Annotated in this window: 13 protein-coding genes; all 13 read left to right on the top strand. The window is 36.0% G+C overall.

The genetic code is table 11. The annotated features are described in order from the left end of the window. Positions 1–84: 84 nt before the first annotated feature. The 13 genes from EYD46_RS13155 to cobA all read left to right on the top strand — a co-directional run bounded on the left by EYD46_RS13155 (position 85) and on the right by cobA (position 16676). Positions 85–1359, top strand: a complete 1275-nt coding sequence (locus tag EYD46_RS13155) for an O-acetylhomoserine aminocarboxypropyltransferase/cysteine synthase family protein (RefSeq protein WP_130937638.1) — start codon at positions 85–87, stop codon at positions 1357–1359. A 422-nt stretch (positions 1360–1781) separates the two neighbouring features. Then, positions 1782–5180, top strand: a complete 3399-nt coding sequence (gene thrA, locus EYD46_RS13150; RefSeq protein ID WP_130937637.1) for a bifunctional aspartate kinase/homoserine dehydrogenase I — start codon at positions 1782–1784, stop codon at positions 5178–5180. A 27-nt stretch (positions 5181–5207) separates the two neighbouring features. Further along, the gene (locus EYD46_RS13145) at positions 5208–5819 is read left to right on the top strand and encodes a DUF4145 domain-containing protein (RefSeq protein ID WP_130937636.1); all 612 of its coding nucleotides are present in this window, start codon (positions 5208–5210) and stop codon (positions 5817–5819) included. Positions 5820–5961: 142 nt separating this feature from the next. Beyond that, the gene (locus tag EYD46_RS13140) at positions 5962–7134 is read left to right on the top strand and encodes a trans-sulfuration enzyme family protein (protein ID WP_130937635.1); all 1173 of its coding nucleotides are present in this window, start codon (positions 5962–5964) and stop codon (positions 7132–7134) included. A 100-nt stretch (positions 7135–7234) separates the two neighbouring features. Then, positions 7235–8440, top strand: a complete 1206-nt coding sequence (locus EYD46_RS13135; protein WP_130937634.1) for a polysaccharide lyase family 7 protein — start codon at positions 7235–7237, stop codon at positions 8438–8440. A gap of 108 nt (positions 8441–8548) precedes the next feature. Then, positions 8549–9853 (top strand): BamA/TamA family outer membrane protein, encoded by a 1305-nt coding sequence (locus EYD46_RS13130; protein ID WP_130937633.1) that lies wholly within the window; start codon positions 8549–8551, stop codon positions 9851–9853. Positions 9854–9901: 48 nt separating this feature from the next. Continuing rightward, entirely contained in the window at positions 9902–10315 is a 414-nt protein-coding gene (locus EYD46_RS13125; protein ID WP_130937632.1) for an RrF2 family transcriptional regulator, read from the top strand. 179 nt (positions 10316–10494) lie between these two features. Next, positions 10495–10740 (top strand): DUF2061 domain-containing protein, encoded by a 246-nt coding sequence (locus EYD46_RS13120; RefSeq protein WP_371870108.1) that lies wholly within the window; start codon positions 10495–10497, stop codon positions 10738–10740. Between the two features lie 10 nt (positions 10741–10750). After that, positions 10751–11377: a phosphoadenosine phosphosulfate reductase domain-containing protein gene (locus EYD46_RS13115; RefSeq protein WP_130937630.1), complete on the top strand. Its 627-nt coding sequence runs from the start codon at positions 10751–10753 to the stop codon at positions 11375–11377. Positions 11378–11505: 128 nt separating this feature from the next. Next, positions 11506–12411 (top strand): sulfate adenylyltransferase subunit CysD, encoded by a 906-nt coding sequence (gene cysD, locus EYD46_RS13110; protein ID WP_130937629.1) that lies wholly within the window; start codon positions 11506–11508, stop codon positions 12409–12411. Between the two features lie 128 nt (positions 12412–12539). Continuing rightward, positions 12540–13787, top strand: a complete 1248-nt coding sequence (locus EYD46_RS13105; protein WP_130937628.1) for a sulfate adenylyltransferase subunit 1 — start codon at positions 12540–12542, stop codon at positions 13785–13787. Between the two features lie 12 nt (positions 13788–13799). Beyond that, positions 13800–15905 (top strand): HEPN domain-containing protein, encoded by a 2106-nt coding sequence (locus EYD46_RS13100; protein ID WP_130937627.1) that lies wholly within the window; start codon positions 13800–13802, stop codon positions 15903–15905. A 9-nt stretch (positions 15906–15914) separates the two neighbouring features. After that, positions 15915–16676, top strand: a complete 762-nt coding sequence (cobA, locus tag EYD46_RS13095; RefSeq protein WP_130937626.1) for a uroporphyrinogen-III C-methyltransferase — start codon at positions 15915–15917, stop codon at positions 16674–16676. Positions 16677–16679 lie beyond the last annotated feature (3 nt).

Genomic DNA, 16679 nt, shown 5'->3' with positions numbered 1-16679 from the left:
TATAACATTTTTCTATTTAGTTCACTTATTGCAAGTGCATTTGAATTTTTGGTTTTTAAAAATTAACTAAAAAATATTAGAAAAATGAGCGATCAAAAATTAGCAACAAACGCATTACACGCAGGACATGACGTAGCAAACAATGGTGGAGCAAGAGCAGTACCAATTTATCAAACTACGTCTTACGTGTTTAACGATTCAGACCATGCTGCAAATCTGTTTTCTTTACAAGAATTAGGGTTTATTTACACGCGTTTAAATAACCCAACCAATCAAATTTTACAAGAGCGTTTAGCAGCTGTAGAAGGCGGTATAGGCGCCGTAGTATTTGCTTCAGGAACAGCAGCAATTTCTACAGGATTGTTAACGCTGTTAAAAGCTGGAGATCATATTGTAGCATCGAGCAGTTTATATGGTGGAACGTACAATTTATTAAGTGTAACATTACCAAGATTGGGTATTACAACCACATTTGTAGATGCATCAAATCCAGATAATTTTAAGGATGCTGTACAAGATAACACCAGAGCATTCTTTGTAGAGTCTTTAGGAAACCCTAAGTTAGATGTATTAGATTTAGAAGCGATTTCAGAACACTCAAAAGCAGCAGGTGTTCCTTTTATTGTGGATAATACGGTAGCAACGCCTGCATTATTAAATCCTTTACAACACGGTGCTAATATTGTAATTCACTCATTAACAAAATATATTGGTGGTCAAGGAACATCACTTGGTGGTGCTATTATTGATGGTGGAACGTTTGATTGGGCAAATGGTAAATTCCCAGAATTTACAGAGCCATCAGCAGGGTATCACGGTTTAAAATATCACGAAACTTTAGGTGCAGCATCGTATACGTTTAAATTAATCTTAGAAGGATTAAGAGATTTTGGAGGTGCTATGAGTCCAACAAATGCCTTTAATATCATTCAAGGTTTAGAAACATTGCCAGTTCGTATCAAGCAACACAGTGAAAATGCTTTAGAATTAGCAAAATGGCTAGAAGCACAGGACGAAGTGGCTTGGGTTAACTATCCAGGATTAGAAAGTAGTAAATACAATGCTTTAGCTAAAAAATATTTACCAAAAGGACAAAGTGGTATTGTAACCTTTGGGCATAAAGGCGGATTTGATGCTGCAAAAACGATTGCGGATGAGACTCAAATATTTTCATTATTGGCAAATATTGGAGACACCAAATCATTAATTATCCACCCATCAAGTACTACACACCAGCAATTAGATGAAGCAGAACAAGCTTCAGCAGGTGTAAGTCCAGATTTAATACGTTTGTCTGTAGGTATTGAGGATATTGAAGATTTAAAAGCCGATTTAAAACAGGCATTTGCCAAGATATAAAAGGAGCCGCACCTAACCTCCCCAAAGGGGAGGAACCATACTCATGCGAGCACTACTTTTGAGTGAGCGTAGTGAAAGTATTGAGGAGGCAAGGGGCAATTTTATAAATCACAATAAGTGTTCCCCTCCTTGGAGGGGTTAGGGGTGGGTAAAATGCAAAAGTGGAGTAGCTTTTGGGAATATACAGCCCTTAGCAAACGCACCCACGTTAGGGATTGCAGTGGAAAGCCCACAGCCTGACGAAGGAGGTGCGAGGACTTGCAACGGAAAGCCTGCTCCCCGATAGGGGAACCTGCCTGTCGGCAGGCAGGCGCAAAAAAAATAAATAAAATAAAAGTTGATAGGTTTAAATTTCCGGTCGACTTTAAAACATAAGAGTAAGAATTCCTTCCCTTCGGGGAGGTTAGGAGGGGCTTTTTAGTATGAAACACGAATTACAACATATTACAATTGAAAATTACACTACAGAAAGTGGTGTGCTTAACCCTACAATACAATTAAGCTACCAAGTGTTTGGAAAGCCTTTAGGCGATGCGCCAATTGTGTTGGTTAACCATGCGCTTACTGGAAATAGTGAGGTTGCGGGCGAAAACGGTTGGTGGAAAGATTTGATTGGAGATGATAAGGTTATTGATACTAAATTGTACTCCATTTTGGCGTTTAATATTCCTGGGAATGGTTATGATGGATTTGTGATTGATAATTACAAGGATTTTGTAGCCCGCGATGTGGCAAAATTGTTTTTACAAGGATTAAAAATACTCCATACAGGTAAATTATTTGCAACTATTGGAGGCTCATTAGGTGGAGGTATTGCTTGGGAAATGGCAGTATTACAACCGGATTTTACGGAGCATTTGGTGGTAGTGGCCACCGATTGGAAATCTACTGATTGGTTGATTGCCAACTGCCAAATACAAGAACAGTTTTTATTGAATTCTAAAAACCCTGTGCATGATGCACGTATGCATGCGATGTTGTGTTACCGCACGCCGGAGTCGTTTAAAGCGCGTTTTAAGCGTTCTAAAAACGAGGATTTAGAGATCTTTAATGTAGAGAGTTGGTTGTTGCATCATGGTAAAAAGCTACAGGAACGCTTTCAGTTATCGGCGTATAAGTTGATGAACCAATTGCTGAAAACTATTGATGTTACCAAAGGAAGATCGAGCAACTTTAATGTGTTGGAAAATATAGAAGCAAAGATCCATATTATTGGTGTGGATTCTGATTTGTTTTTCACTGCTGAAGAAAACAGAGAAACCCAAAAACAATTAGCGCTAACTAATCCAAATGTAACCTATAGTGAGATTCACTCTTTACATGGTCATGATGCCTTTTTAATGGAATATGAGCAGTTGGAAAAAATAGTGGAAGGTGTTTTTGTACCTGAGTCTAAGCGTAAACCTATTAAAGTCTTAAAGTTTGGTGGCAAATCCTTGGCCAATGGTAAAGGTTTAGAAACTGTACTTTCTATTATTGCAAACAAAGTTGAAGCGGGAGAGCGGATTACTGTGGTAGTTTCGGCAAGAGGTTCTGCTACGGACGATTTGGAAGCTATGTTGAACAAGGCTTTGGACGGTAAACCGTATCAGGAGGATTTAGAAGCGTTTAAAACCTACCAAAGTGAACCTTTAAAAACCATTGATTTTTCGGAAGAGTTTTCATTGTTAGACCAGTTGTTTGAAGGTGTAAGTTTATTGCGCGACTATAGCAAAAAAACCAAGGATACTATTTTGGCTCAGGGCGAATTATTATCTATAAAATTAATTTCTAGTCTGCTTAATGAACGTGGAATAGCTGCAAAAGCTACTGATGCTAGAGCATTGATAAAAACAGATGAAGGGTTTGGAAATGCCCAACCTTTAACCAAATTATCAAAGGAGAACACACAAGATTATTTTTCAAAACATAAAAATGTGGTTAATGTGGTTACGGGCTTTATTGCGTCAAATTTAAAGAATGAAACGACAACTTTAGGGCGCAACGGTAGTAATTATACAGCGGCTTTAATTGCTAATTTTTTGGAAGCTGAAGAACTAGAAAACTATACCCACGTTAGTGGTATTTATACAGCCAATCCAGATTTGGTGGTAGATGCAAAACAGATTCGTGAGTTGTCGTTTAGTGAAGCCAACGAATTGGCAAATTTTGGAACATCGGTATTGCATGCCAAAACCATTATTCCTTTAGTTGAAAAGAATATTAATTTAAGAATTCTAAATACCTTTAATGCGGATGATGTAGGTACTTTAATAACGGCAAACCCAAGCGGTAAAGAAGTAACCTCACTTTCTGTGATGGATAATGTGGCGTTGTTGAATTTAGAAGGTCGCGGTCTGCTAGGGAAAATTGGTGTTGATGCTAGAATTTTTGGCGCCTTAGGTAGTAGTGGTATCAGTGTGAGTATTGTATCTCAAGGCTCATCAGAAAGAGGTATCGGATTGATTATTGAAGCCGACCAAGCGGCACAAGCCGTAAGAGCTTTGGAGCGTGAGTTTAAAACCGATTTTCAATCACAAGATGTTAATGCTATTACTGTAAACGATAATGTGGCGGTAATTTCAATTGTTGGTATAGAATTGAGCTCTTTCCACAAGCCATTTAATGCGCTTATCCGAAATCAGATTACCCCGTTGTTATTCAACAATACCGTAACGGGTAAGAATGTGAGTTTGGTGGTAAAAAAGACGCAATTGCATAAGGCAGTAAATGTGGTACACGGCGAGATTTTTGGTGTGTCTAAAAAGATAAATATTGCCATTTTTGGTCATGGAGGTGTTGGTGGTGCTTTGATTAACCAGATTTTAAAGTCGAAAGACGATATTGAAAAACGAAAAGGCATCAACCTAAATGTATTTGCTATTGCCAACTCCAGAAAATTAGTTTTGGATAAAAATGGTGTAAATGGCAATTGGGAGAAGGCGATTACATCAAGCACCTTTAAAAGTTCTATTGAAGATGTGATTACCTATGCTAAAAACCATCATCTTGAAAATTTAATTGCGGTAGATAATACAGCAAGTAATGTGTTTTATAAAAATTACATACCGCTGATTGAAGCTGGTTTTGATTTGGTATCAAGTAACAAAATAGCGAATACCATTTCGCATGAGTTTTATACTGAATTAAGAGAAAACTTAAAGCAACACAATAAAGAGTATTTATACGAAACCACAGTTGGTGCAGGTTTACCGTTAATTGATACGATAAAACTATTGCACGAATCTGGAGAAAACATCACTAGAATTCGTGGTGTATTTTCTGGGACGTTAAGTTATTTATTCAATAATTTTTCGGTGGAAGACAAACCGTTTAGTGCCATTATTCAAGAAACGGTGGATAAAGGGTTTACAGAACCAGACCCACGTGAGGATTTTTCAGGAAATGATGTAGCTAGAAAATTGTTGATTTTAGCTAGGGAATTAGATTTACAAAATGAGTTTGATGATGTAGAAGTATTGAATTTGATTCCTGAGGCGTATAGAGATATTTCGGTGGAAGACTTTTTATCGCAATTAGAGGTATTGGATGCACAGTATCAAAAATTGAAGGACGGCCAAAAAGAAGGACATGTACTTAGATATGTTGGCGATTTATCTGGAGATTTATCGCAAGATAAAGGGAATTTAGAAGTGAAATTAGTGTCCATTCCAGAGGATAGTACCTTAGGTCATGTAAAAGGTAGTGATGCTATTTTTGAAATATTTACCGAAAGTTATGGCGAGCAACCTATCGTGATCCAAGGTGCTGGTGCTGGTGCTGAGGTAACAGCGCGTGGGGTTTTTGGGGATATATTAAGGTTGAGTAAGCATATTAATTAGTTAGTCGATTTGATAAAATGAATTCAAATGAAATTACAACAATATCTTTTATTAAGTAAATGCCCACATTGTAAAATTGATAGTCCAAGTTTGCGAGAGTTGCATAGTTTTCCAACACAGGCAACCGACGCTAAGAATGGAAGAATATGGAAAATTTATTCATGCCAAAGATGTGGTGGAGTTGTTTCAGCATATTCTTGGACGCAGGGTGGTTATGTTGAAAAATATTATCCAGAATCTGAGTCTCTTAGTGATTCAATTCCATTCAAGGCAAAATCCTTTCTTGAACAAGCTATTAATAGTATACATGCACCATCTGGAGCAATAATGCTGTGTGCAAGTTCTGTGGATGCAATGCTGAAAGAAAAAGGATATAATCAAGGAAGTTTATATTCAAGAATTAATACAGCAGTTACTGATCATCTAATAACAGATAATATGGCTACATGGGCTCATGAGGTTAGACTTGATGCAAATGACGAAAGACATGCCGATGAAGATGCAGATTTACCAGATTCTGATGACGCCCAAAAAGCAATTGATTTTACTATTGCTTTAGGGGAATATTTGTTTGTATTACCTTCTAGAATTCAACGTGGAATTGAGAATGCGTCGGGAAATACAGAAACTGAAAATTAAAACAAACTCTTAGGAATAAAATGAATTTAGCGGATATGCCCGCGTTAGGGATTGAACGACATGTTTGAAATCCCCGACGTAGGAGGGATTGAGTAGTGAAAGCCCGACCCCTTGTGGGTAACGCCAAAAAAAACATAAAAAAATTAAAGTGAAGCATAAAAAATTTGAAACCAACGCGATAAGAACGCAGAGTGAGCGCTCTCAGTTTTCGGAACATTCGGTGCCGTTGTACTTAACATCGGGATTTGTATTTGAGGATGCCGAGGAGATGCGCGCTTCGTTTGCCGAGGAGAAGCAGCGCGATTTGTACAGCCGCTACAGCAACCCAAATACTAACGAGTTTGTGGAGAAAGTGTGCGCCATGGAAGGTGCGGAAGCGGGGTTTGCCTTTGCGAGCGGTATGGCGGCGGTATTTTCTACATTTGCCACCTTGCTGGATGCGGGCGACCATGTGGTGTCGTGTAGCTCGGTATTTGGGGCAACCCACGGATTATTTACCAAATATTTTCCGAAATGGAATATTGAGTGCTCGTATTTTAGCATTAACGACGTAGATGCGGTTGAAGCGTTGATACAACCCAACACCAAATTTATTTATGCTGAAACGCCAACCAATCCAGGTGTGGATGTGTTGGACTTGGAATTTTTAAGTGCCATTTGTAAAAAACACGATTTGCTATTGGTAATTGATAACTGTTTTGCGACACCGTATTTGCAAAATCCTATAAAGTTTGGTGCAGATTTGGTAATACATTCGGCTACAAAATTAATGGACGGACAAGGGCGTGTTTTAGGCGGAGTTACCGTTGGTAGGGCAGACTTGATTCGTGAAATTTATTTGTTTTCGAGGTTAACGGGACCATCTATGAGTCCGTTTAACGCATGGGTACTGTCTAAATCTTTAGAAACATTGGCCATTCGTGTGGATAAGCATTGTGAGAATGCTTTAAAATTGGCTGAATTTTTGGAGGCACACCCTAAAGTGAAATGGGTGAAATATCCGTTTTTAAAATCGCACCCAAAATATGAGATTGCCAAAAAACAGATGAAACTTGGTGGTAATATTGTGGCGTTTGAAGTGGAAGGTGGTTTAGATGGTGGTAGAGCATTTTTAAATGCAATTAAAATGTGTTCGCTTTCGGCTAATTTAGGAGATACGAGAACTATCGTAACACATCCTGCAAGTACCACGCATGCTAAGGTTGAAGCCGATGTTAAAGCTGCTGCTGGTATTACGGATGGAATGGTGCGTTGCTCTTTAGGATTAGAACATATTGATGATATTATTGCCGATATTGAGCAGGCTTTGTCTTAATTTTATAGGTGTATAGCATGTTTTTCAACGTTTTACAAAGAATTTTTAAATTGGTTAACCAATTTAAAGGTTAAGTTACTATTTTTGTAAAAAACATGTTATGAAGCTAATACAAATCATTTTTACATTTCTAATTTTTATATCAATAATTAGTTGTAGTTCGGAAGATTCAAATGAAGAAGAGAAAGTTGTAGAATTGAGTTTGTCTTCAATTTCTGATTTTTCAGCAAATCAAGAAACAAAATCACTTGCAGTAACTGCTAATTTATACTGGTATACTGAGAATAACAATGATTGGATTATCCTTACTCCCACAAACGGAACAAATAATGGAACTATAAATATTGCTGTGTCTTCAAACCCAACGGAAGTTAAACGTACTGGAATAATTAGTGTTATAGGCGGAGATGTATCAAGAAATTTAACCATTACCCAGACGGGAAAAGAGCCAAATACAGGAGGATTAGATGCAAGTAAAACACCTTCAGAAAATTTTGATTTGTCTACGTGGAATTTAAGTATTCCAGAAGATAAAGGGAATGGTACAGCAACTACAATTACTGTTAACCAGATTAATAATAATTATGAAAACAGTAACTATTTTTATACTGGTGATGATGGCGGCATGGTGTTTAAATGTCCAGTTGATGGTTTTAAAACTTCTGCTAATACAAGTTATGTAAGAGTAGAACTGCGTGAAATGTTAAGAGGTACTAATACAAGTATAAGTACGCAAGGTGTAAATAAGAACAACTGGGTTTTTGGTACAGCTCCTCTAGCGGATAAAAATGCTGCTTATGGTTATGATGGTGAGATGAATGCTACCGTGGCCGTAAATCATGTTACCACCACAGGAAATAGTAATCAAGTGGGTAGGGTAATTATAGGACAAATACATGCCAATGATGATGAGCCTATACGTTTGTATTATAGGAAGTTACCAAACAACTCGCTTGGATCAATTTACTTTGCTCATGAACCCACAGATGGTAATGGAAATGAACAATGGCACGAAATGATTGGATCAAGAAGCAGTTCTGCTTCGAACCCTACAGACGGTATCGCTCTTAATGAAAAATTTAGCTACCGTATTAGGACTGTTGGAGATGTACTTACGGTTATTATCTTTAGGGAAGGAAAAGATAACGTGGTTAAAACTATAAATATGGCCAGCAGTGGATTTAATATTGGAGGGCAATATATGTATTTTAAGGCTGGAGTTTATAACCAAAATAATTCTGGCGATGCAGACGATTATGTTCAAGCTACGTTTTATGCATTAGAAAAGTCTCATACTACATTGTAACTTTATTTTGCAGACATTATACTTGAAACTGTTTTTTTCTAATTTGAAATAATAATCAGTTATCAAGTAATTTCTTTTTAACTATCTCGACTTACAATCTTAAAAAAAATGATTGTGATATCTAGATATAAAAGCATTCTTGTAATTCTTCTATTAGTTTGCTCAAGTCTTCAAAGTTTAGCCCAAACTAAATTCAAGGTAGAAAGTTTAAATTTCGAAGGCCTTAAAAAAACTAAAGCCAGTTTTTTAACCAGAATAGCAAAAGTAAAAGCAGGACAGGAAACCGATAGTGTTGTAGTAGTAACAGATATAGAACGTTTTAAACGTTTAGATGGTATTGCGTTTGCCGATTACAAAGTGGAATCTGTTGGTAATGCAGGCTATAAAATCACATATATAGTTGAAGAGAATTTTAGTATCATTCCTGGTATTAGAGCTGGACAAGCTGCAGATGATAGCTTTTCGTATAGATTTTCAGCATTTGAATTTAACGGCTTAGGTCGCAATATTATTTTTGGAGGCTTTTTTAAAAAGGAAGTTTTTAATGCTTTTGGCGTATTTTTAGAGCATCCGTATTTGTTTACAAACAAGTTAGGTTTAGGTGTAAATTATATGGATGATAGTACACAGCAGCCTATTTTTTTTGATCCTAATGCTATTGATAATGGTACCGATTATGTATTTACGAATAAAGGTTTTGAAACCATTTTATTTTATGAATTAAACTTTAATAATAGGTTTGAGTTTGGAGTAAGAACTTCAGATGAAAGTTATGTGTTATTATCCGACGATGATGATGTAGAATCCATAAATTCAGCAGAACCAAGTATCAGGAGAACAGCATTTAGAGGCTCTCATGAATATGTAGATATTGATATTGAATATCAAAACGTTTCAGGGTTTAGAAATCTTTTTGAAACTACCGTGTTTAGTGATAGTAATACTCTTTTACAAACAGATTTCATTATAAATAATACGACACAGTATTTTAAACGAATAGGAAGTAAAGGTAATTTTGCAAGTCAGCTACAATTACAATTTAGTAATCCGATAGAGAATAGTGCTTTTGCACCATTAGTTATCGATAACCAATTAAATACAAGAGGCGTTGGGAATATAACAGATAGAGGCTCCGCCATTGTAGCATTAAACAGTGAGTATCGACATACACTTTTAGAAAAAGGTTGGTTTGTGTTACAAGGAAATGGCTTTTTAGATGTGAGTGGTGTGCAACGTCCTGATGCTAATTTTGGAGATGTGTTTTCTCAAAATACAACCCGTGTATATTCAGGCTTGGGTGTGCGTTTTATTCATAAATATATTTTTAATGCAGTATTGCGTTTTGATTATGGCATTAATGTAACAGGTAATGGAGCTAATGGTTTTGTGTTTGGAATAGGTCAGTATTTTTAAATATGCTTTTAGTTTTAGTGCAAATACTAAATTATCTATATTAGCACAATGCTTTCTAAAAAGACAAAATACGGACTAAAAGCCTTAACATTTATTGCGCGAAGTGGCGATGACGTTCCAGTTCAAGTGAGTGTAATTGCTAAAAGTGAGCAAATACCTCAAAAGTTTTTAGAAAGTATTTTATTAACACTTCGTAAATCAGGAATCTTAGGTTCTAAAAAAGGAAAGCATGGAGGTTATTATTTACGAGATGAACCTTCTGGAATAAAAATGACTGATGTAATGCGAGTCCTTGAAGGTCCCATTGCCATGGTGCCTTGCGTAAGTTTAAATTATTACGAAAAGTGTGATGATTGTCCTGATGAACACAAATGTAGTGTACATAAACTCATGATTGAAGTGAGAGATAGCACACTTAAAGTGTTTAGAAATACAACTTTAGCAGATCTTTCAGGTGTATAGTTATTTAAAAATTCACAGTTTACAAGGAAACCTTGTAAGTTTTCTTCATTTTATCGTCAAAATAGTCCATTATTCTAAAAAATTAAGATCAAAGTTTGTAGAGCCAAAAAAAGTATTACTTTTGTAATCCCTACTAAATTGATAGGATTAATATAAAATAACGACAAATGATTGCGCAAATGCTAGTTAAAAGTAAACAAAAGTCCACTTACAAGGAGGATAGTGTTGGAGAAAAACCAATTAGAAGTGTTGCAAAAGCTCTTAGTTGGAGAGTAGTAGGTACTTTAGATACGTTAGTTGTGTCATACATACTAACAGGTAGAATATCTCTTGCAGCTTCTATTGCTTCTGTGGATTTCTTAACAAAATTAGTGTTGTACTTTTTCCATGAGCGTATTTGGAATGCTATAAAATGGGGGAAATAATTAAATAAACATGGAAATTAAATCACAAGAACAGTTAGATGCTTTAAATTTATTATTTCAGAATGCTAGTCCTTCTGAAATTATAGAAAAAGCTTTTGAGCTTAATAATAATGCTGTAGTTACAACTAACTTTAGACCTTATGAAGCTGCAATCCTTCATGCGGTAAGTAAAGTAGAATCTCAAATACCTGTTGTATGGTGTGATACAGGTTACAATACGCCACAAACTTACAGGCATGCAGAACAAGTAATTAAAGATTTAAACTTGAATGTGCATTTGTATGTGCCAAAGCAAACGTCTTCTCATAGAGACGTTGTTATGGGTATTCCTTCTGTAGATGATCCAAAACATGCAGAGTTTACAGAGCAAGTAAAGTTAGAGCCTTTTAAAAGAGCTATGGATGAGCATAAACCAAATGTGTGGTTTACTAACTTGCGTCAAGGGCAAACTGCCTTTAGAAATAGCATTGGTATATTTAGTTTAAGTAAAGATGGCGTTTTAAAAGTAAGTCCGTTTTATTATTGGACTGATAAGGATTTAGATAAATACTTAGAAGATAATAATTTACCAAACGAATTTAAATATTTCGATCCAACAAAAGCATTAGAAAATAGAGAGTGTGGTTTACACGCTTAATCCAGTGTTCAGTTAACAGTGGCAGTAAATAGTGAAACAGATTAAGACATTAAAATAGTAACAAAAAACATTTACTCCGCCCGAGTAAGTTTTCCTCCCTCATGGGGAGGTTAGGAGGGCCTTTAATTATGAATAAAGATACATCACATATCAACTCGTTAGAAAACGAAGCGATTTACATCATGAGAGAAGTAGCAGCACAGTTTGAAAAACCAGTGTTGTTATTCTCAGGAGGAAAGGATTCTATCACTTTAGTAAGATTAGCAGTTAAAGCGTTTTATCCAGCTAAAGTTCCATTTCCTTTAATGCACATTGATACAGGACATAACTTTCCTGAAACTATCGAGTTTAGAGACCGTTTGGTTAAAGAGCTAGGTTTGGAGTTGATTGTAAGAAACGTACAAGATTCTATCGATGCAGGAAAAGTAAAAGAAGAATCTGGGCGTTATGCTAGTAGAAATATGTTGCAAACTACAACACTTTTAGATGCTCTAGAAGAGTTTAAGTTTGATGCAGCAATAGGTGGAGCAAGACGTGATGAAGAAAAAGCAAGAGCAAAAGAACGTATTTTTTCTGTACGTGATGATTTTGGACAATGGGATGAGAAAAACCAACGACCAGAGTTGTTTGATATGTTGAATGGCGAGATAGATCATGGACAGAATGTTCGTGTGTTCCCAATTTCTAACTGGACAGAATTAGATGTTTGGTCTTACATAGAAAAAGAAAACATCGAAATTCCTTCAATCTACTTTGCACACAAGCGTAAAGTGTTTTTAAGAGATGGCATGATTTGGTCTGCTGATGATGAGGTGGTTTACAGAGACGAGCACGAAGAAGTATTAGAAAAAATGGTGCGTTTTAGAACCGTAGGTGATATGAGTTGTACCGCAGCCGTATTATCTGATGCGGTTTCAATTGATAAAGTTGTTGAAGAAATTAGAGACTCTTCAATTTCAGAACGTGGTGCACGTATAGACGATAAACGCTCTGAAGCAGCCATGGAAAAACGTAAACAACAAGGGTACTTTTAAAATTTGCGAAAGCAAATTTTGCCTTTAGCTATTGGCTTTTAGCCTTTAGCAAAACTAAAAAGAATTTAAAATTAGGCAAGCGGAGATTAGCCAACAGCTAAAAGCCAAAGGCCAACAGCCAATATAAAATGGAAGTATTAAAAATAGCAACAGCAGGAAGTGTAGATGACGGAAAAAGTACCTTAATAGGACGTATTCTTTACGATACAAAATCTTTAACTACAGATAAGTTAGAAGCCATAGAAAAAACCAGTAAGCAGCGTGGGTACGATTACTTAGATTTCTCATTAGCTACCGATGGTTTGGTTGCAGAAAGAGAGCAAGGTATCACTATTGATGTGGCACACATATATTTTTCAACTAAAAAGAAAAGTTACATCATTGCAGATACTCCGGGTCATGTAGAATATACGCGTAACATGGTAACAGGGGCTTCAACATCTCAGGCATCTATCATTTTAATTGATGCTAGAAAAGGGGTTATCGAGCAAACTAATCGTCACTTTTTTATCAATAATCTTTTAAGAGTTAAAGATATTGTAGTGGCTATTAATAAAATGGACTTGGTGGATTACTCAGAAGAAGTTTATAATAAAATTAAAGCTGATTTTGAGGAATTGATGAGTAAACGTGATTATCAAGATCAAAAAATTACATTTATTCCTGTAAGTGCTTTAAAAGGAGATAATGTTGTTAATCGTTCTGATAATATGCCTTGGTATGACGGAGAAGCTTTGTTAGAGCATTTAGAAGCTATCGATAAGTCTGATATCTTTAATGTAGGTACACCACGTTTCCCGGTACAATACGTTATTCGTCCTAAAACTGAAGATTACCATGATTTTAGAGGTTATGCTGGTAAAGTGTACGGTGGCGATTTAAGTGTTGGCGACGATATTATTGTATTACCATCAAAAACACGTTCTAAAATAAAAGATATCTATTTCTATGATGAAAAGTACGAAACGGCATCAAGACGTTCGTCAGTTACCATCACTTTAGAAAATGATATTAATGTAAGTCGTGGCGATATGATTGTGAAAGAAAACGACTTGCCAACCATAGATAAGCAGTTTACTGCAAATGTATGTTGGATGGATGCTGAGCAGCTAAACCCAGGAGGGAAATATATTGTTCAACATGGTATTAACAAGGTGTTAGCAAAAGTAGATCGTATTAATCATAAAATTAACCCTGATTATTCAGGTTTTGAAAAAGATGTTACAGGTTTAGGTATTAATGATATTGCATCAGTAACGTTTAAGTTAAACAAGCCTATTTTCTACGATCAATTTAAAAACCATAGAACTAATGGGTCTTTCATTTTAATTGATCCGCAATCTAACAATACAGTAGGCGCTGGATTTATCCAATAAAAGAAAAAGAAAATGAGAAGTTTCGAAACTGAAATAGAAAATCCTATAGTACAAAAGGACATTATAGAATTAGCTCAAAAAATAGAGTTATTTCATAATGGTAAAATAGATGAAGAAAAATTCAGAAGCTTACGTTTAGCACGTGGGGTTTACGGTCAACGTCAAGAAGGCGTACAAATGATTCGTATAAAAGTACCTTACGGAAAGCTAAAAAGTAATCAATTACGTCGAATTTCTGCAGTTTCTGATGAATATTCGCGCGGGCGTTTACACATTACAACGCGTCAAGATATTCAAATTCACTATGTGGATTTAAACAGAACGCCAGAGCTTTGGGCAGAATTAGAAAAGGATGAGGTTACGGTACGTGAAGCATGTGGTAACGTGGTAAGAAACGTTACAGCTTCTGAAACTGCTGGTATTGATGTGAACGAACCTTTTGATGTGTCGCCGTATGCAGATGCTTTGTATAAATTCTTTTTACGTAATGCCATTTGTCAAGAAATGGGACGCAAATTCAAGGTGTCTTTTTCTTCTACAGATCAAGATACAGGCTTATCGTATTTACACGATATAGGGTACATTGCTAAAATGAAAGATGGTGTTCGTGGGTTTAAAGTTATGGTAGCAGGAGGATTAGGATCGCAGCCACGTCATGCAGATGTATTGTATGATTTTGTGGAGACTGATAAAATCATCCCAATCATGGAAGGGGTTTTACGTGTATTTGACCGTTATGGCGAGCGTAAAAGTCGTGCAAAAGCTAGAATGAAGTTTTTAGTAAAAGACATCGGTTTAGAAGCGTTTAAAGACTTAATTGCAGAAGAACAAAACGCTATAGAATTTAAAAGTGTTCCTATTGATGCAGAGTCTTACGTGGCTTCAACACCAGTAGACATAACTGAATTTCCAGAAGTATCTATAAAAGACCAACAAGCATTTGAAACTTGGAAATCTACCAACTTAATTCCACAAAAACAGGAGGGTTATGTAGGTATAGGTATTAAAGTGTTATTGGGAGATTTTCACACAGATAAAGCACGTTTGTTAGCAGATTTAGTAGATAAATACGCTGCAGGCGAAGTGCGTTTAACCTTGCGTCAAAACATCGTAATTCCTTTTGTGAAAAGAGAATTAGTGCCATTTTTCTATACCGAATTAGAGAAACTAGGTTTTGTAGAAGCAGGATATAATAAGGCTGTAGATATTACAGCATGTCCTGGTACAGATACTTGTAATTTAGGTATTGCGAGTAGTACAGGTATTGCAGAGGAGTTAGAGCGTGTTATTAAAGCAGAATATCCACAATATCTTAAAAATGAAGATTTAGTAATTAAGATTAGTGGTTGTATGAATGCTTGTGGACAACACAATATGGCCAACATTGGATTCCAAGGGATGACGGTACGTACGCCAGATAAATTAGTGGCACCAGCCTTACAAGTATTGCTTGGTGGTGGTAACCAAGGCGATGGTAATGCAACCTTTGCTGATAAAGTAGTAAAAGTGCCAAGTAAAAGAGGTCCAGAAGCACTGCGCAGAATTTTAAATGATTTTGAAGCCAATGCAAACGGCAAACAATTTGTAGAATACTACCAAGAAAAAGGCGAAAAGTATTTTTATGATTTCTTAAATGATTTACAAGATGCTACTAATTTAACCCAAGCTGATTTTATTGATTGGGGAGAAGAAGAAAAATACGTAAAAGAAATAGGTATTGGAGAATGTGCTGGTGTAGTAATAGATTTAATTGCAACTTTATTCTTTGAAAGTGAAGAAAAAATCGAAAACGCCAAAGAGTCTTTTGATAATGGTGTGTATTCTGGTGCTATTTATTTAGCCTACCAATCTTTAGTAAATTCAGCTAAAGCATTATTATTGGCTGAAAATAAGAAAACAAACACACATGCAGGAATTATTAAGCAGTTTGATGAGTTGTTTGTTGAAAGTGGTCGTATAGATTTAGGAACATCTTTCTCAGAATTGATATATCAAATTAATAAATTTGCACCAACTGCTGATTTTGCTTCAAAATATATTGAAAATGCAAATCAGTTTTTAGCAAAAGTTAGAGCGTTTAGAGAAGCACAAACTGAGCTAGAACCAAAAGCAGTTTAATACGTAAACATGAAGAGTATCATCCCAAAATTAACTGTTGTAGGTGCAGGTCCTGGAGACGAAGATTTAATAACGCTTAAGGCAATTAAGGCTATTGAATCTGCTAACGTTATCCTATACGATGCGCTAATCAACGAATCTTTACTTAAGTATGCTTCTGATGATGCAGAACTTATTTTTGTAGGGAAACGCAGGGGGTGTTATGCATTTCAGCAAGAACAGATTAACGAGTTAATCGTTTCTAAAGCCAAAGAAAAAGGCCATGTAGTGCGCTTAAAAGGAGGCGATCCATTTATTTTTGGACGTGGTGCAGAGGAGATTGATTATGTAAGACAGTTTGATTTAGAAACCTTTATGGTACCTGGTATTTCATCATCAGTTGCAGTGCCAGCGTATCAAGGTATCCCGCTTACAAAACGTGGTGCTTCAGAAAGTTTTTGGGTAATTACAGGTACTACTAAAAAGCATAAATTATCTGAAGATGTAGCTCTTGCTGCAAAATCTACAGCTACGGTTGTGATTTTGATGGGCATGGGTAAACTAGGGGAAATCGTTAGTATTTTTTCAAAAGAAGGTAAAGGCGATACAGCTATAGCTGTAATACAAAATGGTACTAGAGAGAATGAAAATGTAGGTATTGGTAGCATTGATACTATTGAAAACATAGTTGAAGAAAAACAATTAGCAAACCCTGCAATTATCATCATTGGCGATGTGGTTAAGGAAAGAGCAGTTTTAAGTTCAATTTATAGTGAGGTAACAGAAGGGTAAATT

The organism is Hyunsoonleella pacifica (assembly GCF_004310335.1).
GTDB lineage: Bacteria > Bacteroidota > Bacteroidia > Flavobacteriales > Flavobacteriaceae > Jejuia > Jejuia pacifica.
The sequence above is the reverse complement of the archived record's forward strand: the minus strand, read 5'-3'. Positions and strand labels throughout refer to the sequence as shown.